This is a genomic window from Brucella pituitosa (assembly GCF_003049685.1).
In the GTDB taxonomy this organism is placed as follows: Bacteria; Pseudomonadota; Alphaproteobacteria; order Rhizobiales; family Rhizobiaceae; genus Brucella; species Brucella pituitosa.
This window is the reverse complement of sequence record NZ_PYSY02000001.1, coordinates 2,149,522-2,168,919: the sequence shown is the minus strand read 5'-3', so window position 1 is coordinate 2,168,919 and position 19,398 is coordinate 2,149,522. Positions and strand designations below refer to the sequence as shown.

Genomic DNA, 19,398 nt, shown 5'->3' with positions numbered 1-19,398 from the left:
ATAATTTGCTTCAAATTTCGGCAAAATGCCCGACTTTTGGTCGGGCATTTTGTTTTTATCTCCAGATTGCACAGTTTGTTTGCGCTTGCCCATTTTGCGGGTTAAGCAAAGGCACATTCTTCATTGCAGCCTGGGAGACCTGCCTTGTCCATACGTAAAATACTGGTCGCCAATCGTTCAGAGATTGCCATCCGCGTGTTCCGTGCAGCCAATGAGCTTGGCATAAAAACGGTTGCGATATGGGCTGAGGAAGACAAACTTTCACTGCATCGTTTTAAAGCGGATGAGAGCTATCAGGTTGGCAGAGGTCCACATCTCGCTCGTGATTTAGGCCCGATTGAAAGCTATCTTTCCATTGACGAAGTGATCCGCGTTGCCAAGCTTTCGGGCGCGGATGCCATTCATCCGGGTTATGGCCTGTTATCGGAAAGCCCTGAGTTTGCGGATGCTTGCGCCGAGAACGGCATTATCTTCATTGGCCCGAAGCCGGAAACCATGCGCCGCCTTGGTAACAAGGTTGCTGCGCGTAATCTCGCCATTGAGATTGGTGTACCGGTGGTGCCTGCAACCGATCCGCTTCCGGACGATATTGAGGAAGTGAAGAAGCTCGCCGCCAAAATCGGCTATCCGCTGATGCTGAAAGCCAGTTGGGGTGGCGGCGGTCGCGGTATGCGTGCGATCCGTGCCGAGGAAGATCTTGATCGCGAAGTCGGTGAAGCTAAGCGCGAGGCAAAGGCGGCTTTCGGCAAGGATGAAGTCTATCTCGAAAAGCTCGTCGAACGTGCGCGTCACGTCGAAGTGCAGATTCTGGGCGATACGCATGGCAATGCAGTTCATCTTTATGAGCGCGATTGCTCGATCCAGCGCCGCAATCAGAAAGTTGTTGAGCGCGCGCCTGCACCTTACCTCAATGATGCGCAGCGTCAGGAACTGGCCAGCTATGGTCTGAAGATCGCTCATGCAACTGATTATATCGGTGCGGGTACGGTTGAATTCCTGATGGATGCCGATACGGGTGCCTTCTACTTTATCGAAGTGAACCCGCGCATTCAGGTCGAGCATACTGTCACCGAAGAAGTGACGGGCATCGATATTGTCAAAGCGCAGATACATATTCTGGAAGGCTACGCCATTGGCACACCAGAATCGGGCGTGCCGGAGCAGAAAGATATTCGCCTCAACGGTCATGCGCTGCAGTGCCGTATCACAACGGAAGACCCTGAGCAGAACTTCGTTCCCGATTATGGGCGTATTCAGGCCTATCGCTCGGCATCGGGCTTTGGCATTCGTCTCGATGGTGGCACTGCCTATTCGGGCGCGGTCATCACGCGCTATTACGATCCGCTGCTGGTGAAGGTTACGGCATCCGGTTCGACGCCGATTGAAGCCATCCGTCGTATGGACCGCGCTTTGCGCGAATTCCGTATTCGCGGTGTCGCGACGAACCTCACCTTCGTTGAGGCGATCATCAATCATCCGCGTTTCCAGTCGAATGATTATACGACGCGCTTTATCGACACGACGCCTGAGCTTTTCACGCATATGAGGCGTCAGGATCGCGCGACCAAGCTTCTAACCTATGTGGCTGATGTCACGGTCAATGGTCATCCAGAAACCAAGGGCCGCGCCGAGCCATCGCGGGATGCTGCCAAGCCGGTGGTGCCGTGGTTTGGCGATCGTCCGGTAGTGGACGGCACCAAGCAGTTGCTCGACAAGCTTGGGCCGCAGAAGTTTGCCGAATGGATGCGCAATGAAAAGCGCGTTCTCATGACTGACACGACCATGCGTGACGGTCATCAGTCATTGCTGGCAACGCGCGTGCGCACCTATGACATTGCGCGTGTCGCCAATGCCTATGCGCAGGCGCTGCCGAACCTGTTCTCGCTGGAATGCTGGGGCGGTGCGACCTTTGACGTGTCGATGCGCTTCCTCACCGAAGATCCGTGGGAGCGTCTGGCAATGGTGCGCGAAGGCGCGCCAAACATCCTGCTGCAAATGTTGCTGCGCGGTGCGAATGGTGTTGGCTACAAGTCCTACCCGGACAATGTGGTGAAGTATTTCGTGCGTGAAGCAGCGCGTGGCGGTATGGACCTGTTCCGCGTGTTCGACAGTCTCAACTGGGTAGAGAACATGCGCGTATCGATGGATGCGGTTCTGGAAGAAAACAAGCTCTGCGAAGCGGCCATCTGCTACACGGGTGATATTCTCAATCCTGAGCGCGCCAAATATGACCTTAAATATTATGTCGATCTGGCCAAGCAGGTTGAAAAGGCTGGCGCGCATATCATCGCTGTCAAGGACATGGCGGGCCTGTTGAAGCCAGCGGCTGCACGTGTGTTGTTCAAGACGCTGCGTGAGGAAACCGATCTGCCGATCCATTTCCACACGCATGATACGTCGGGTATTTCGGCCGCAACCGTGCTTGCAGCGGTTGATGCTGGCGTGGATGCGGTTGATGCGGCAATGGATGCCTTCTCCGGCAATACATCGCAGCCTTGCCTTGGTTCGATTGTCGAGGCGCTGCATGGTTCGGAACGTGATCCGGGTCTTGATACGGAAACGATCCGCCGCATTTCCTTCTATTGGGAAGCGGTGCGCAATCAGTATGCGGCCTTTGAAAGCGATCTTAAGGGACCGGCTTCGGAAGTGTACTTGCATGAAATGCCGGGCGGTCAGTTCACAAACCTGAAAGAACAGGCGCGTTCGCTGGGTCTTGAAACCCGCTGGCATGAAGTGGCGCAGGCCTATGCCGATGTGAACCGCATGTTTGGCGATATCGTCAAGGTGACGCCATCCTCCAAGGTGGTGGGCGACATGGCGCTTATGATGGTCTCTCAGGACCTGACCGTTGCCGATGTTGAAAACCCGGATAAGGACATTGCCTTCCCGGATTCGGTTGTGTCGATGATGCGTGGCGATCTTGGTCAGCCGCCATCGGGCTGGCCTGAATCGCTGCAGAAGAAAGTGCTCAAAGACGAAAAGCCTTTCACGGTACGTCCCGGTTCGCTGCTTCCAGCCGCAGACCTTGATGCCGAACGCAAGTCGATTGAGGAAACGCTGGGTCGCGAGATCACAGACCAGGAATTTGCTTCCTACCTCATGTATCCGAAAGTCTTCACCGACTATGCGGCGGCGCAGGAAAATTATGGCCCGACCAGTGTTCTGCCAACGCCGGTCTATTTCTACGGTTTGAAGCCGGAAGAAGAAGTCTTCGTTGATCTCGAACGCGGCAAGACACTTGTGATCGTCAATCAGGCGATGAGTGAAACGGACGAGAAGGGCATGGTCACGGTGTTCTTCGAACTCAACGGTCAGCCACGCCGCGTCAAGGTGCCAAACCGCGCCAAGGGTGCGTCGGGTGGTGTGAAGCGCAAGGCGGAACTCGGCAATGACAAACATGTTGGTGCGCCAATGCCGGGTGTCGTTTCAACGGTTGCTGTCTCGCAGGGCCAGAACGTGAAGGCCGGCGATGTGCTGCTTTCCATTGAAGCCATGAAGATGGAAACTGCTCTGCGTGCTGAACGCGACGGCTCGATTGCCGAAGTGCTGGTGCGCCCTGGCGAACAGATCGATGCAAAGGATTTGCTGGTGGTTTTCGGGGATTAATTTCTCTTCTTTTACGGAATTTTGAAAACGCCGCGCCCTGTGAATGGGTGCGGCGTTTTCTTTTGCTTGCGCGGTCATAAAAATCTGCTATGCACGTTTATACCGATTCATGCATGTTTGTGCATGATGATAGAAAGGCAATGATGACAGAGCTTTTGCTGCACGAACGACAAACGCGGATACAGGTGCTGCTGGATCAGTCCGGCCGCGTGCTGGCCAGTGAACTTGCCGATACTTTTGGAGTTTCGGAAGATACGATCCGTCGTGATTTGCGCGAGATGGCGGCAGCGGGGCTTTGCAAGCGTGTTTATGGCGGTGCACTGAAGGCCGCGCCCTCTTATGCGCCACTTGCCGAACGCGATACGGAAAGACCCGAGGCCAAGACGACGCTTGCCGCCACGCTGGCTGGTCTGATCGAGCCGAACATGACTGTGTTTCTCGATTCCTCCTCGACCAATTTAGCACTTGCGCGTCTGCTTGTGGATCGCGGTGATGTAATCACGGTTGTCACCAACACGCCGTCGATTGCAGCAATCGTTCTGCAGTCAGACAAGATCGATGTTGTGATGATTGGCGGTCCTATTGATCGTCGCGTGAGCGCGGCGGTTGGTGCGCGCGCTTTGCGTGATGCCGAGCTGGTGCGACCTGATCTTTGTATGCTCGGTGTCTGCGGCTTTTCTGCCGAAACAGGTATAACCGCGCTTCATCTGGAAGATGCGGAATTCAAGCGGGTTATTGCCGGGCGCAGCCGCAAGGTTGTGCTGGCGATCACCAGCGACAAGCTTGGTACTGTTGCTGCGCACGATGTCATACCCATTGAGGCGGTCAATGTTATGGCTGTCGAACATGATGCGAAGGAAGACGTGCTTGCGCCTTATCGGGCATCAGGTATGAGTATTGTAAGGGCGGTTTAAGGCCGTGACCGAGGAAACCATGGAACAGACTGCCGGACGAAACGATGCGCTGAATGACCGTGCGCCAATCGTAACCAGGGAGCGCATTGCGGTGGCACTGCTCTTTCTGATGAATGGGTATATTTTTGGCGGATGGGCGCCGAAAATTCCGGAATTTGCGGGGCGTCTCGGGCTCGATACCAGTGGCATGGGTTTGATGATCCTCGTCTTCGGTATTGGATCTCTTTCGATGATGCCGGTCGCTGGTGCATTGTCGGCCCATCGCGGCTCCGGTGCTGTCGTCAAGCTGTTTGCAATCGGTCTTATCCCTGCGTTGCTCATTATTGCGCTCGTGCCGGATATCGTAACAGCGGTGATCGTCATGTTCTATTTTGGTGGCATGATCGGCGCGATGGATGTCGCGATGAACGCCAATGCGGTGGGTGTTGAAAAGCATATGCGCCGTGCAATCATGTCGTCCTGTCACGCATTCTGGAGCCTTGGCGGCCTGATAGGTGCTGCGACCGGTGGCTTTCTGATTGCGCATGTTGGTTCAACTGTTCATGCACTGATCGCAACGATTGTGGCCGCAGGATTGCTCGCCTGCGCCTGGCCGTCGATCATTGCCGACAAGTTCCATCATCCGAGTGGTGAAAAACAGAAGCTGGTTTTGCCACGCAATGCTCTGCCATGGCTGGTGGGTATCATTGCTCTTTTCTCGATGATCCCGGAAGGCGCGATACTTGATTGGGGTGCCTATTATCTGCGCGATGAAATGGGTGCATCGGTAACGGTTGCCGGGTTTGGCTTCGCGGCCTTCTCCATGACCATGGCGATCATGCGCTTTGCAGGCGACATTGTGCGCGACCGTTTCGGTGCCATCAACACGCTACGTTTCTGCACGTCGATTGCCATTGTCGGTATGGTCATTGTCGGCCTGTCGAGCCACCCTTATGCAGTGATCTTTGGCTTTGCCATCTGCGGTATCGGCATTTCCAACATGGTGCCGATAGCCTTCTCGATTGGCGGCAATCTGCCGGGCATCAATCCAAGTGTTGGCCTGTCGATTGCCACCACCATGGGCTATTCCGGTATGCTGGTTGCGCCGTCGCTGATCGGCTTTGTCGCCAAGCATAGCGGTTTCAGCGTCGTGTTCCTGTCATTGCCTGTGCTGTTGTTAGTGGTGCTCGCTTTCTCAGGACTGGCAAAATATGCGGATAGTTCGCACTGACTTCATTCAGCGGTCCAGCCGCCCTCGACTGGCAGGGCGGCACCGTTGATCTGCGCTGCGGCATCTGTTGCAAGAAAGGCCGCAAGCGCACCGATCTGAGCAGTGGTCACGAATTCCTTCGTCGGCTGTTTATCGAGCATGACTTCGCGGATTACTGTTTCGCGATCCATGTTATGAGCTTTCATCTGATCGGGTATCTGCGCTTCGACAAGCGGGGTCAGCACATAGCCGGGGCAGATGGCGTTGGCCGTAATCTTGGCAAGGGCAAGTTCGAGTGCCAGCGTTTTTGTGAAACCGACAATGCCGTGCTTTGCTGCCACATAGGCCGACTTGAACGGCGAGGCGACAAGTCCATGGGCCGATGCGATGTTGATGATCCGGCCCCAGCCAGCCTTTTTCATATGGGGGATTGCTGCCGCTGACGTGTGGAACGCTGAGGTCAGATTGATAGCGATGATCCGGTCCCATTGCTCGGTCGGAAATTCCTCGACAGGTGCTACATGCTGGATACCGGCATTGTTGACGACGATGTCCGCGCTGCCAAAGGCGTCCACGCTTTTTGTGATTAAGGTGCGGCACTCGTCGGCTTTCGACATATCTGCCGCAATATAAATCGCGCTGACGCCATGTTTTTCGGCGATCTTCGTTGCAAGATTGTGATCTTCGTCGCGGTCTGTGAAGGAATTGATCACAAGATTGTGCCCGGAAGCTGCCAGGGCACGGGCGATGCCAAGTCCTATACCTGAATTGGAACCGGTGATGATAGCGGTTTTGCGGGCTTTGGCATCTGGCATGTCTGATTTCCTCCTCTTTTGACGCGCATCTTATCTGAAAACCGCTTCACACTTTTCAGGATGCGCTTTGAATTCTTCGTATAATGAGGAGGCGACAAGGCGTCGGCAAGTGATTATATAACAAGAAAGCAACGCGGGCAGGCGTTGACAATTGCGCCCTGCTACGCCACCTGAAAACAGGCCCGTACTAAGAGCAGTTCCCGAGAAGCGGAAAGCAGCTTCTATCGGCAATTGCGGCAGGACAAAAGAACAGAGCACAATGTCTTCCGAGACCGTCAGCTATTTTTCGCATCCATTTCCCCGTCGCCAATCCGTTGGCGTGAGCGTTGGCGGTGTTATCGTTGGCGGCAGTGAACCTGTTGTCGTCCAGTCGATGACCAACACCGATACGGCGGATATCGATGGCACCGTTGCGCAAGTTGCAGCTTTGCATCGCGCCGGTTCCGAGATTGTGCGCATTACGGTGGACCGTGACGAATCCGCTGCTGCCGTTCCAAAAATTCGTGAGCGTCTTGAACGTCTCGGGATGAATGTGCCGCTGGTCGGCGATTTTCATTATATCGGACACAAGCTTCTGGCCGATCATCCGGCGTGCGCGGAAGCGCTTGCGAAATATCGCATCAATCCGGGCAATGTCGGTTTCAAAGACAAGAAGGACAAGCAGTTCGCCGATATCGTGGAAATGGCGATCCGCTACGATAAACCAGTGCGTATTGGCGTGAACTGGGGGTCGCTCGATCAGGATTTGCTGACCACGCTGATGGATCGCAATCAGGCGGAAGGCGCACCTTTGAGCGCGCAGGAAGTCATGCGCGAAGCCATCGTGCAGTCAGCACTGATTTCAGCCCATTTGGCTGAAGAGATCGGGTTGAGCCGCGACAAGATCATCCTGTCGGCCAAAGTCAGTCAGGTGCAGGATCTGATTGCTGTTTACACGATGCTGGCACAACGCTCCGATCATGCGCTGCATCTGGGCCTTACTGAGGCGGGTATGGGCACCAAGGGTGTTGTCGCATCCTCTGCAGCCATGGGTATTCTGCTTCAGCAGGGCATTGGCGACACGATCCGTATTTCGCTGACACCGGAACCCGGCGGTGACCGCACGCGCGAAGTGCAGGTGGCGCAGGAGCTGTTGCAGACCATGGGCTTCCGTCAGTTCATTCCGATTGTTGCGGCGTGCCCCGGTTGCGGGCGCACCACCTCAACCGTGTTTCAGGAGCTGGCGCAGAATATTCAGGACGATATTCGTCGCAACATGCCTGTCTGGCGTGAGAAATATCCGGGCGTCGAAGCACTTTCGGTCGCGGTCATGGGCTGCATCGTTAATGGTCCGGGCGAATCAAAGCATGCCGATATTGGCATTTCGCTTCCCGGTACGGGCGAAACGCCGTCCGCACCGGTCTTTGTCGATGGCAAGAAGGTTACGACGCTGCGCGGACCTGAGATTGCTGCAGATTTCCAGAAGATGGTTGCCGAATATATCGAGAACCGCTTCGGACTTGATCAGAAGATCGCAGCTGGCCAGAACTAAAGCATGTCTCCCAAAAGTGGGAACCGGTTTTGGGATAAAGACATGCTAAAAAACAAAAGCTTAAAGCGTGCCACGCTTTAAGTTCAGTTTAAGACAGGGTTTGTGGCAGCTTCGGGCATTGATTTGCGGGTCGCCGCCCAGAATATGAGCGTGACGAGGCTGATGCCTGCACCAAGCAGACACACACCGTTCCAGCCTGCATGAGCATAGACCCAGGTTGAAATTGCTGAACCGCTGGCGCTGCCGATGGAATAAAAAACCATATAGGCAGCGGTCAGCCGATTTTGTGCGTCTGGACGCACGCGATAAATCATCGCCTGATTGGTGACGTGCACGGCTTGAAGTCCAAAATCGATTACCAGCACGCCGACAATCAGCCAGAGCAATGAATGATCGAGCAGAGCAATTGGTATCCACGATAGTAGCATCAGCGTAAGTGCGATGCCGGTCATGCGTTGAGCATGCCCGCGGTCGGCGGCTGCTCCCGCACGAGAAGCCGCAAGCGCACCTGCGGCTCCGGCAAGGCCGAACAGTCCGATTTGTGCATGGCTTAGTTCAAAAGGCGGCGCGCTGAGCGGCATGACGAGGGGGGCAAGCAGCGTGGTGATATCTGCAAAGATCAGCATGGCAATGATTGCGCGGACACGGAGCACGGGTTCGGAGCGGAACAGCGTTACAAGTGACAGAATAAGTGCTGGGTAGGAGACGCTTGTCGTCTGACGATTCTGTTGTGGCAGGTTGCGCCATAGAAGAAGCGAAATCAGCAGCGTGAGTGCTGCGGAACTGAAGTAAACACTGCGCCATCCGCCAATATCGGTGAGGGCGCCTGCTATGGCGCGTGCCAGCAATATGCCAAGCACGATACCGCTTGTGACTATTCCCACCACATGACCACGCTGCATCGGATCGGCGAGACTGGCTGCATAGGCGACAAGTGCCTGTGTGACAACGGCCAGAAGGCCTGTCGCAGCCATTGCCAGCAGCAGTATGGTCGCACTTCCTGCAAAGCCAATGGCTAGTAGCGATAAGACCGAAAGCAGGAAATGCGCGAGAATCAGTTTTCGCCGGTCGAAAAGATCACCTAGCGGCACCAGAAAAATGAGGCCGATCGCATAGCCAATCTGGCTCGCAGCGATAATGAGGCCTGCAGTTGAGCGTTTCAGCCCCATATCATCTGCCATCACATCAAGAAGCGGATGCGCGAAATAGACATTGGCTACAGCAAGGCCGCTTGCGATGGCAAACAGCAACAATGTCGCTCGGGAAAGCGAAGGGCGCACAAGGTCATTCGCGGCAGACGGTGCTGCCACGGTGGAGGAGGACTGCATGATTGACTCCCATAAGTGGTTTTAAAATGAAACCATTTTGCTTTTATCGCGATTGGTTTTATATTGCAACCGAGTTGCAGCGCATGGAGTAAACATGGTTCGCAAGAAAAGCCTGAAAGGCGATTATTGCCCGAGCGCACGAGCGCTGGATGTCATCGGCGACTGGTGGTCACTGCTGATCGTGCGTGAAGCGTTTGATGGCGTAACGCGCTTTAGTGCCTTCCAGAAGAATTTGGGTATTGCACGCAATATTCTCGCGGAACGGCTACGCAAGCTGACGGGCGAGGGCATTCTGGAGATGGTGTCCGATCCCAATGGCGGCGCGCATCAGGAATACAGGCTCACAGCCAAGGGGCGTGATCTGTTGCCGGTCGTCGTCGCGTTGCGCCAATGGGGCGAGAATTATCTTTTCGCGCCCGATGAGCCGCATTCAAAGCTGGTCGATACGGCAAATGGTGAAGGTGTCGCAAAACTGGAAGTGCGCGCGCTCGATGGTCGCCCGCTCTCGGTGGATGACGTTGCCATCATCAAGGTGCGTGAAACAGATGTGTAAGTTTTAGCTTTGGCGTTCTGCGATGAAGCGGGCAGCTTGCTTGAGAATGGTCGCATCATCGCCGAAGGGCTCGAGCAGGCTTTCGGCTTGGGCAACGAGGCCGGAGAGCTGCTTGCGCGTCCAGTCGATGCCGTGAAGCGCCACGAGCGTGGCCTTGCCAGCGGCTGCATCTTTGCCGGTTGCTTTGCCCATAGCGGCTGCATCTGCGGTCACGTCGAGAAGATCGTCAGCAAGCTGGAAAGCAAGGCCGATGGCAGAGCCGAATTCGGCCATACGTTCGCGATCCTCGCGTGATGCACCTGCAATGATTGCGCCTGCTTCACAGGCAAAGCGGATCAGCGCACCGGTTTTCATCGCCTGCAGGGTTATAATGCCTGCTTCATCCGGTTTGTTGTCTTCTGCCATCAGATCAAGCGCCTGACCGCCAGCCATGCCGCCAACACCAGATGCCCGCGCGAGTGCTGATACAAGCTGGATACGGATATTGGCAGGCAGATCGGTTTCGTCTGACGCCACGATGTCAAACGCATAGGTCAGCAGACTGTCGCCTGCGAGAATAGCTGCGGCTTCATCGAAAGCCTTGTGCACGGTTGGCTGGCCGCGCCGCATATCATCATTGTCCATCGCTGGCAGATCATCGTGGACGAGCGAATAGCAGTGAATGCATTCGAGCGCCGATGCGACGCGCAGGACCGCATCGCCGTGTTGGCCGAACAAAGCTGCACTTTCAACGACGAGGAATGGACGCAGCCTTTTTCCACCGTTCAGCACGCCATGACGCATGGCGGCAAGCAGTCGCTCCGGGCGAGCCACTTCTCCAGTGCGCAAACGAAGATCCAGAAGCCCGACCAGCATTGTCTCGACTTCGAGCGCACGCAGGTTCAGGGATTGAGCAAAATCGACAGACACGTTTTCCATGCAGAAGGGGATGGACGAAAGCGCTGAATTGGTCAACTGGGCATGACGGTCAGCACAGGCTTTTTCATCAAGCGGTCATCAAACAGAGGGTTTTGAGCTACGATTGGCTGAACTTACCGTTAGAAATCCCGCAAGTGGATTATGGAATCAGGTTCATTATTGTTAAGGAATAGTTTATGTCGCTTGAAAGGAATTAACGGGCGGTGGAAGTGGCAAAAATCATTCTCAAGAGCAAAGATGGGCGCAATTACTTGGCTGATCCCGTTTGGGGTGGCAGAATTGCTCTTATGCTCAAGATTTTGGTGGCGCTTGCAATTCTTCCGCTTTTTCTGATCCTGATCTATTCGGTTCCCTTTGTGCGCCCAATCTCGACTTTGATGGTCAAGGATTACGTCCTCTTGCGGGATGTCGATCGGCAATGGGTCAGCATCGAGGATGTAGCACCTGTTCTGGTGAACTCGGTCATGATGGCGGAGGATGGGCAGTTCTGCAGCCATGGGGGTGTAGACTGGCACCAGCTCAGTCTGGTGCTTGATAATTCGGGCGAAGGTGGTCCGAGCCGCGGCGCCTCTACCATAACCATGCAGACGGTGAAGAACCTGTTTCTCTGGAACGGCCGTTCCTATGTACGCAAGGGACTCGAATTTCCTCTGGCGATTGCTGCCGATGCGGTGCTTTCCAAACGACGGATCATGGAGATTTATCTCAACATCGCCGAATGGGGGCCGGGCATCTATGGTATTGAGGCTGCAGCTCAGCATTATTTCAAACGCCCCGCATCCCGTCTGACTGCGCAGCAAGCGGCTCTGCTTGCCGTAACGCTTCCCAATCCGGCTTTGCGCAATCCGGCAAAGCCGACGCGCAACATGCAGCGTATCTCGCGTATTGTTGCCGGACGCGCTTCCCGGGCTGGTCCTTATGTGACGTGCGTGCAATAAATGCGCAGTCTGGAAAAAAGATAAGACTCCGACTGGTCAAATGCTGCGAGAGCGTGTATAGGCACGTGACTTTCCGGAATTTTGTCCGATGTGACAGGCTCCTCGGGGCCGTGCCGGACGTTTATTGATCGATCAGTGGAGTTGGATCCATGGCAGTACCAAAACGCAAAACGTCTCCGTCGAAGCGCGGCATGCGCCGTTCGGCAGACGCTCTCAAGGCCCCGACTTACGTCGAGGACAAGAACTCGGGCGAACTTCGTCGTCCGCATCATATCGATCTTAAGAGCGGTATGTATCGCGGCCGTCAGGTCCTCGAAGCTAAGGAATAGTCTTAGGCTGCATTGCAGCTGAAAGATGAATTTCAAAAACGCCGTTTCCGGTTTCCGGAAGCGGCGTTTTCTTTTGGGAATATTTGATTTGTCGGGTTTAGCCCACTTAGTGGACCGGTGAGGTCACGCGTTTACGTGACCTCAAGCAGATGAAGTCAGCCTGCATCTGCAGCAAAGCCAGCGCCCTCGATGCCTGCAATTGCTGCAGCTTCATCATTGTCAGATGTGTCACCTGAAATTCCGACGGCGCCGATGATTTCGTTTGAGGCATCTTTAATCAGCACGCCGCCCGGGACAGGGACGATCTTCCCACCCGAGACACCCGAAAGACCTTCCAGAAAATGCGGACGATCCTTGGCCTGATTGTGGAGCCAGCGTGAACCGGTGCCAACGGCCAAAGCGCCAAAGGCCTTGCCAGAAGCAATCTCAAAGCGGAGAATCGAAGTTCCATCTTGTCGCTGAAAGGCCTTGAGATGACCACCGGCGTCAAAAACCGAAACGACAATCGGCTTCAGTTGCAGTTCTGTGGCCTTGGCAAAAGCACCGGCAATGATCGCGTTGGCTTTTTCTAGCGTCAGTTGGGGCATGGTTATCTCCTTTGTTTGCATGGCGCTAATCTAACGGTTGTTGAGCAATGCGCATGGTCAAAAGTGCATGCCTATCGAAGAAACTGATTATCATTTTGAGCGAAGGTGTCTTCCCACCACCCTCACCTCTGAACTTGCAAAAGAGCTGGTTTTGGGTTTTCTCTGTCGGTGATTTTTCAAGGAGGAAAGAATGACAGCCACAAATAGTCCGAAGGCCATTGTTATTGCCAGCGCTGCCCGTACTGCAGTGGGGGCCTTCAACGGCGCCTTTGCCAACGTGCCAGCGCATGAGCTTGGTGCTACCGCCATCAAGGCAGCTCTCGAACGTGCCGGCGTTGATGCGGTCGATGTGGATGAGGTTATTCTTGGTCAGGTGTTAACAGCAGGTGAGGGGCAGAACCCCGCCCGTCAGGCTGCTATGGCTGCTGGTTGTCCGAAAGAAACGACAGCCTTCTCGATCAATCAGCTCTGTGGTTCCGGTTTGCGTTCCGTGGCACTCGGTATGCAGCAAATTCTGTCGGGCGACGCAAAAATCATCGTGGCTGGTGGACAGGAGTCCATGTCGATGGCGCCACATTGCGCCCATCTGCGCGGTGGCGTGAAAATGGGCGACTTCAAAATGATCGACACCATGATGAAAGACGGTTTGGTCGATGCGTTCCACGGTTATCCTATGGGGATCACTGCAGAAAACATTGCCAGGCAATGGCAGTTGAGCCGCGAGGAACAGGATGCTTTTGCGCTGGCCTCGCAACACAATGCCGAGGTCGCACAGAAAGCTGGCCGCTTCGACGATGAAATCGTTCCGTTTACGGTGAAAAGCCGTAAGGGCGAGACGATTGTTTCTGCAGATGAATATATCCGTGCAGGTACGACGATCGAAGCGCTTAGCAAGCTGAAACCGGCCTTCGACAAGGAAGGCACTGTTACGGCGGGCAATGCCTCCGGCATCAATGACGGTGCTGCAGCTGTGGTTCTGATGGATGCGGATGAAGCCGCAAAACGCGGTGTTGAGCCGCTTGCGCGCATTGTTTCCTGGGCAACGGCGGGTGTCGATCCATCGATCATGGGAACTGGTCCTATTCCTGCAACACGCAAAGCGCTTGAAAAGGCAGGCTGGACAGTTGCTGATCTGGAATTGGTCGAAGCCAATGAGGCCTTTGCAGCGCAATCCTGTGCGGTTGTGCGCGATCTTGGGCTCAATCCGGAGATCGTCAATGTGAATGGTGGAGCGATCGCCATCGGTCATCCGATTGGTGCCTCGGGTGCGCGGGTGCTGACAACGCTTCTGTATGAGATGAAACGGCGTAATGTGAAGCGCGGTCTGGCAACGCTATGCATTGGCGGTGGTATGGGTGTCGCCCTGTGTGTCGAGCGGTCGTAAGAGGCTCAAAAGTTAACAGCGAGCTTCAGTATCACTGTCACGGAGCGGCGAGGTCTTGCCGCTCTATGGTGTTTGGATTAGCTCGGCCACTATATCTTGTGAGAACAAAGCGGGAAAATAAGCGGATCAGCGATTCGTCTCCGATTCGTTCCGGCTTTGACCTGAAGGTTAATGAAAAGCGGCTCCTATGTGATGAGAGTTTTAACTAACTGTCAGGAAATATTGATATTCTATGAATAGGTAATCCGTCGCCTCATCTCGCAAAATGGCTTCCGAGATAAAAGTTAATGCGGTCGCCGGTTTGTTCTCCTTTCGGGCCGGATATTAATTGAGGTGATTCATTATATGGTGGGAATTTGGTGTTCAGCCACTATATGTTGCCGTGAACAAAAGGCGAAGAAAGCTCTGTGAGCGATTCGTCGCTGATTCGTTCCAGAGTCGTTCTATTTATTAAAAGGCACGTTTGTTAAGATGCAGGCCGATGTAAGACCAACCTTCAATCCTGTGTTTTAAAACGGATGGTCATTTGAAAGCCGTTTTGTTCTTTTCAGGGTGCGCGCGAGAAAAGTTCCGGTTAGAACAGTGAAGACTGGATCGTGCCGGAAACGTCCCGAAACATGGATTGAAACTTAACAGGAGCGCTTTCGGCTCAAGTCATATAGTGCTAACGCATAGCTTTACGTATGGCATTTGTTCCGGGAATTCTATTATTGGCATGAACCAACTCCCTGCCCATGATCTGCCGCTAGGCTTGAGCGGTCGCGGTGTTACTGCGGTGCTGGGGCCGACGAATACCGGCAAGACGCATCTCGCTATCGAGCGGATGCTGTCGCATGGCAGTGGCATGATAGGCCTTCCACTGCGCCTTTTGGCGCGCGAGGTCTATAATCGTGTGGTTGAGCGGGTAGGGACTGCCAATGTTTCGCTGATTACCGGCGAAGAAAAGATCACGCCGCCCACCTCTCGTTATTCCGTCTGCACGGTCGAGGCCATGCCACGTCGGACAGATATGCCTTTTGTGGCTATCGATGAAGTGCAGCTTGCGGGCGATCTGGAACGTGGTCATATCTTTACCGACCGTATTCTGCATCTGCGCGGACGACAGGAAACGCTGCTGCTTGGTGCAGGTACCATGCGCGGCATTCTGGAAAAGTTGCTGCGTGGCATTACAGTTGTGACACGTCCACGGCTGTCGCATCTTTCCTATGCGGGTTCCAAGAAAATCATTCGCCTGCCGAATCGTTCGGCCATCGTGGCTTTCTCTGCTGATGAAGTTTATGCAATTGCAGAGCTGATCCGCCGCCAGCGTGGTGGTGCTGCCGTGGTGATGGGCGCATTGAGCCCGCGTACCCGCAATGCCCAGGTCGAGCTTTATCAATCGGGCGATGTTGATTTTCTGGTCGCAACCGATGCGATCGGGATGGGCCTTAACCTCGACGTTGATCATGTGGCATTTGCGCAGAACCGTAAATTCGATGGCTACCAGTTTCGCGATCTGACACCAGCCGAGGTCGGGCAGGTCGCAGGACGCGCCGGGCGTCATTTGCGCGACGGCACGTTCGGTGTGACAGGGCAGGTACAGCCGCTGGACGACGAGCTTGTAGAACGGGTCGAAGCGCATGCTTTTGATCCGGTAAAAGTTTTACAATGGCGAACGGGGCGGTTCGACTTCTCGTCACTCAGTGCCTTGCGCTATTCTCTGGAAACACCCACGCCCATAGAAGGGCTTACCAAAGCATTGCCAGCGGTTGATCAACAAGCGCTTGAAAATTTGTCGAAAGACGACGACATTGTGCGGCTTGCAACGACGCCTGCGCGGATCGAACTTTTGTGGGATACCTGTGCGCTCCCCGATTATCGTAAGATCGCGCCGGCTCAACATGCCGATATCATTGCAACCATCTATCAGGATCTGGTCCGCCGAGGGAGCGTTGATGAAGATTATATGAGCGAACAGGTGCGCCGCGCCGACAGTACAGAGGGGGAAATCGACACTCTGTCGCATCGCGTGGCGCAAATCCGCACCTGGACTTTTGTGTCGCACAGGCCGGGATGGCTTGCCGATCCGACACACTGGCAGGAAAAGACGCGCGAAATTGAGGACAGATTGTCCGACGCGCTGCATGAAAGGTTGACGAAACGCTTTGTAGACCGCAGGACAAGCGTGCTTATGAGGCGCCTGAGAGAGAATGCCATGCTAGAAGCAGAAATCAGCCCGGCCGGTGACGTAATTGTCGAGGGCCACAATGTTGGGCAACTAGAAGGATTCCGGTTCACTGCCGACGTTCAGGCTGAAGGGCCGGACGCGAAGGCTGTGAAGACGGCTGCACAAAAGGCGCTAGCCGCCGAGTTCGAACGTCGTGCGGAGCGGTTTGCTGCGGCACCCAATGGCGATTTTGCGCTTGGGTCGGATGGCGTGATGCGCTGGGTCGGCGCAACCGTTGCAACGCTCGTCGCTGGCGACGATGTGTTGAAGCCGCGTGCGATCATTCTGGCTGACGAACAATTGACCGGACCAGCACGTGACAAGGTTGCTGCCCGTATTGAACGTTTTGTCGCGCACCATATCGAAACCGTATTGAAGCCGCTGACTGATCTCAGTGCTGCCGATGCTTTGACCGGTATGACACGCGGTCTGGCTTTCCAGATCGTCGAAAATCTTGGTATTCTTCAGCGCCGCGAAGTGGCCGAAGAAGTACGTGGTCTTGATCAGGATTCACGAGCAGCACTTCGTCGTCTCGGCGTGCGCTTTGGTGCCTATCATGTTTTCATGCCGATGCTGCTGAAGCCCGCTCCTGCTGGCATGATCACGCTGCTCTGGGCATTGAAGAATGACGGCCGTGAACGCACCGGTTATGGCGATGTGGTCAATGTGCTGGCCGCTGGCCGTACATCGGTCGTTGTCGATCCGGCTTTTGATCCGATGTTCTATCGTCTAGCCGGTTATCGGGTGCTTGGTCGCCGTGCTGTGCGCATCGATATTCTGGAACGTCTTGCTGACCTCATTCGTCCGGCACTTGCCTGGCGTCCGGGTTCGGGCGCACGTCCGGAAGGTGCCTATGACGGTGGCCGCTTCATCGTGACCCCTGCCATGATGTCCATTCTGGGCGCGACTGGCGAGGACATGGAAGAAATCCTGAAAAGCCTCGGATATCGTCATGAAGCCATGGACGCAGCCGACGTAACGGCAAAGCTTGCCGAGCTTGATGCATTTGCTGCTGAAGCTCAAGTCAAGGATACGGTTTTCAAGGCTGCTGTACCTGCTGCAGTTGCAAGCGAAGGCGAAAAGCCTGCCGTTCCGGCAGCCGAGCCTGTGCCTGCGCCAGTGGAGGCCGTTGTTGCCGAGACTGTTGAAGAAGCCAAGCCTGTTACAGAAGTAAGCGAAGCGCCGGTTGAAGAGCCGAAGCCTGTTCTTCTGTGGCGTCAGGGCCGCTTTGAAGGTCGCAATCGCAATCAGGATCAGAACCGTCAGCGCCACAATCGCCCACAGCAAGGCGTTCAGGGCAATGAGGCTCGCAAGTCCGAAGATGGTCCAGAAGGTGGCGAAGCGCAGAACACGCGTGACAATCGTGGTGGCAAGCGGTTCGATAAAAACCGTCGCAATCATGATGGTGCCCGCCAGAATCAAGGCCAGAATCAGGGTCAAAACCAGAATCAGGGCAAGCGCGAGGGCTTCAAGGGCAAGCCGCGTGATGGTGACCGCAACCGTCAGCCAAAGCGCGACAATGCCGGCCAGCAGGGCAACAAGCGGTTCGAGCAGGAACGTCCCGTGCGTGTCGATCCCGATTCGCCTTTTGCCAAGCTTCTCGCTCTCAAGGAGCAGCTGAAGAAGTAAGATGGCGACCGAAGCGATTGCAAGACAGCGTATCGATAAGTGGCTGTTCTTTGCACGCGTGGTCAAATCAAGATCGCTGGCGGCGAAACTCGCCGTCGGCGGCAAAGTTCGTGTTAATCGCGACAAGATCGAGCAGGCCTCGCATCAGGTGAAGATCGGCGATGTTCTGACCATTACCCTTGAGCGACGCATCGTGATCTACAAGGTGCTGGCAGGCGGAGATCGGCGCGGACCAGCGCCTGAAGCGCAGCTTCTTTATGAAGATTTGACACCAAAACCTACCCAGCAATCCGAAAACATAGAAGCGGTGCAGCCTCGGCGCGAAAGCGGTGCGGGACGTCCCACCAAGAAAGAACGTCGCGAAACTGATCGCTTGCGCGGCAACTGATGCGGACGCGATGACGCAGTTTGAATGGTCAATACGATAGAATTTGCGTATTAAAGGCTTAAAATAAAAGCATTTTTCAGTTTTTCGCCTTCAAAAGAAACGTCATTTCAGATGTTCGTGACATATTGATATTGCGGCGTTTGGGCCCTTGTCATAGGCAGATAAAGTCGCTACCTCACCGTTGGCGATTGCAAGGGCATGAGCTGGCAAGCAAGCCACACGCCGTAGCACCATATGCGTGACACATATGTCGTGACGGGAGCGAACCATTCAGATGTTCGATCTGAATGTTCAAACAGCCAGTTCAGAATAGATAAGCCATTCCTTCAAATGGAAGGTTGGCAACAGGAGTTGGACAATGACTTATGTCGTGACCGATAATTGCATTCGTTGCAAATATACGGACTGCGTCGAGGTTTGTCCTGTCGACTGTTTCTATGAAGGCGAGAACATGCTCGTCATCAATCCGGACGAATGCATTGATTGCGGTGTCTGTGAGCCTGAGTGCCCGGCAGAAGCCATCAGCCCGGACACTGAGCCAGGTCTCGACAAGTGGCTTGAGCTGAACGCAGAATATGCGGCGAAGTGGCCAAACCTCACTGCCAAGAAGGACGAACTTCCGGAAGCCAAGGAAATGGATGGCGTGACGGGTAAGCTTGAGCAGTTCTTCTCAGCAGAACCAGGTTCGGGTGATTAACACCCATCATGCGGGCAAACCTGTCTGCATGAATAAGTGATTACAGCCTGTTTTATGGGCGTCTAAAGTTGCCAAAACCAACGTGTTTGGCAATTTGTTGATTCTTGCGCAAAATTGTGTTAAGTTGCACAGATAATTTCGGTGGCTGGACGTCAACTCGTGGCGCAAACGCGTTAATCTCTGAAAGGGCTATATTTTTTTACTGGGCTGTATTGGCACCGGGATGGATTATTGCGATTTCAGCGCTCCGCCCTCACCAAACTCTCCCGGTAGATAAATCTGTGCCTGAGAAGCGCTTTCAGTTCAAAACCGCAACGACTTCCATATCTCTCCCAGGAGGTATGGTCGAAATCATGTGTAAACCGGCGAGTTGCGCCGGGCACAAC

15 protein-coding genes are annotated in these 19,398 nt (G+C 54.6%); 11 read left to right on the top strand and 4 right to left on the bottom strand.

The window, feature by feature from the left end; translation table 11 throughout:
* Positions 1–144: 144 nt before the first annotated feature.
* The 3 genes from pyc to C9380_RS10705 all read left to right on the top strand — a co-directional run bounded on the left by pyc (position 145) and on the right by C9380_RS10705 (position 5,730).
* Positions 145–3,606 carry a pyruvate carboxylase gene (pyc, locus tag C9380_RS10715; RefSeq protein WP_128093514.1) on the top strand — a complete coding sequence of 1,154 codons (3,462 nt, stop codon included), beginning with the start codon at positions 145–147 and terminating at the stop codon, positions 3,604–3,606.
* A 140-nt stretch (positions 3,607–3,746) separates the two neighbouring features.
* Complete coding sequence (locus tag C9380_RS10710) at positions 3,747–4,520, top strand: DeoR/GlpR family DNA-binding transcription regulator (RefSeq protein ID WP_036566584.1); 774 nt, start codon at positions 3,747–3,749, stop codon at positions 4,518–4,520.
* 19 nt (positions 4,521–4,539) lie between these two features.
* On the top strand, positions 4,540–5,730 hold the full coding sequence (locus C9380_RS10705; RefSeq protein WP_128093654.1) for an MFS transporter: 1,191 nt from the start codon (positions 4,540–4,542) through the stop codon (positions 5,728–5,730).
* Between the two features lie 2 nt (positions 5,731–5,732).
* On the opposite strand, the gene C9380_RS10700 is transcribed toward C9380_RS10705, so the two are convergent.
* A complete protein-coding gene (locus tag C9380_RS10700; RefSeq protein WP_128093513.1) occupies positions 5,733–6,524 on the bottom strand; it encodes a 3-hydroxybutyrate dehydrogenase in 792 nt (263 codons plus the stop codon).
* A gap of 259 nt (positions 6,525–6,783) precedes the next feature.
* Here C9380_RS10700 and ispG point away from each other — a divergent pair, with 259 nt between their 5' ends.
* A complete protein-coding gene (gene ispG, locus C9380_RS10695) occupies positions 6,784–8,055 on the top strand; it encodes a flavodoxin-dependent (E)-4-hydroxy-3-methylbut-2-enyl-diphosphate synthase (protein ID WP_100558573.1) in 1,272 nt (423 codons plus the stop codon).
* 83 nt (positions 8,056–8,138) lie between these two features.
* Here ispG and C9380_RS10690 read toward each other — a convergent pair whose 3' ends face one another.
* Positions 8,139–9,383, bottom strand: coding sequence for an MFS transporter (locus C9380_RS10690; RefSeq protein WP_100558574.1), 1,245 nt, complete (start codon positions 9,381–9,383; stop codon positions 8,139–8,141).
* Between the two features lie 94 nt (positions 9,384–9,477).
* On the opposite strand from C9380_RS10690, the gene C9380_RS10685 reads away from it, so the two are divergent.
* Positions 9,478–9,936 (top strand): winged helix-turn-helix transcriptional regulator, encoded by a 459-nt coding sequence (locus tag C9380_RS10685; RefSeq protein WP_024895778.1) that lies wholly within the window; start codon positions 9,478–9,480, stop codon positions 9,934–9,936.
* Positions 9,937–9,939: 3 nt separating this feature from the next.
* Here the strand turns inward: C9380_RS10685 and C9380_RS10680 are convergent, their stop codons facing one another.
* The gene (locus C9380_RS10680) at positions 9,940–10,854 is read right to left on the bottom strand and encodes a polyprenyl synthetase family protein (RefSeq protein ID WP_128093653.1); all 915 of its coding nucleotides are present in this window, start codon (positions 10,852–10,854) and stop codon (positions 9,940–9,942) included.
* 209 nt (positions 10,855–11,063) lie between these two features.
* Between C9380_RS10680 and mtgA the strand changes: the two genes are divergently transcribed.
* Both mtgA and rpmF read left to right on the top strand, forming a co-directional pair.
* Entirely contained in the window at positions 11,064–11,792 is a 729-nt protein-coding gene (mtgA, locus tag C9380_RS10675) for a monofunctional biosynthetic peptidoglycan transglycosylase (protein ID WP_181152088.1), read from the top strand.
* Between the two features lie 149 nt (positions 11,793–11,941).
* Positions 11,942–12,121, top strand: coding sequence for a 50S ribosomal protein L32 (gene rpmF, locus C9380_RS10670; protein WP_006467787.1), 180 nt, complete (start codon positions 11,942–11,944; stop codon positions 12,119–12,121).
* Positions 12,122–12,276: 155 nt separating this feature from the next.
* On the opposite strand, the gene C9380_RS10665 is transcribed toward rpmF, so the two are convergent.
* Positions 12,277–12,708: a GlcG/HbpS family heme-binding protein gene (locus C9380_RS10665; RefSeq protein WP_128093512.1), complete on the bottom strand. Its 432-nt coding sequence runs from the start codon at positions 12,706–12,708 to the stop codon at positions 12,277–12,279.
* A 190-nt stretch (positions 12,709–12,898) separates the two neighbouring features.
* Between C9380_RS10665 and C9380_RS10660 the strand changes: the two genes are divergently transcribed.
* The 4 genes from C9380_RS10660 (at position 12,899) to fdxA (ending at position 19,012) form a co-directional block, all read left to right on the top strand.
* Positions 12,899–14,092, top strand: coding sequence for an acetyl-CoA C-acetyltransferase (locus C9380_RS10660; RefSeq protein WP_128093511.1), 1,194 nt, complete (start codon positions 12,899–12,901; stop codon positions 14,090–14,092).
* A 715-nt stretch (positions 14,093–14,807) separates the two neighbouring features.
* Entirely contained in the window at positions 14,808–17,927 is a 3,120-nt protein-coding gene (locus C9380_RS10655) for a helicase-related protein (protein WP_128093510.1), read from the top strand.
* 1 nt (position 17,928) lies between these two features.
* Positions 17,929–18,315, top strand: a complete 387-nt coding sequence (locus C9380_RS10650; protein WP_024895772.1) for an RNA-binding S4 domain-containing protein — start codon at positions 17,929–17,931, stop codon at positions 18,313–18,315.
* 358 nt (positions 18,316–18,673) lie between these two features.
* A complete protein-coding gene (gene fdxA, locus C9380_RS10645) occupies positions 18,674–19,012 on the top strand; it encodes a ferredoxin FdxA (RefSeq protein WP_007876747.1) in 339 nt (112 codons plus the stop codon).
* Positions 19,013–19,398: the final 386 nt, after the last annotated feature.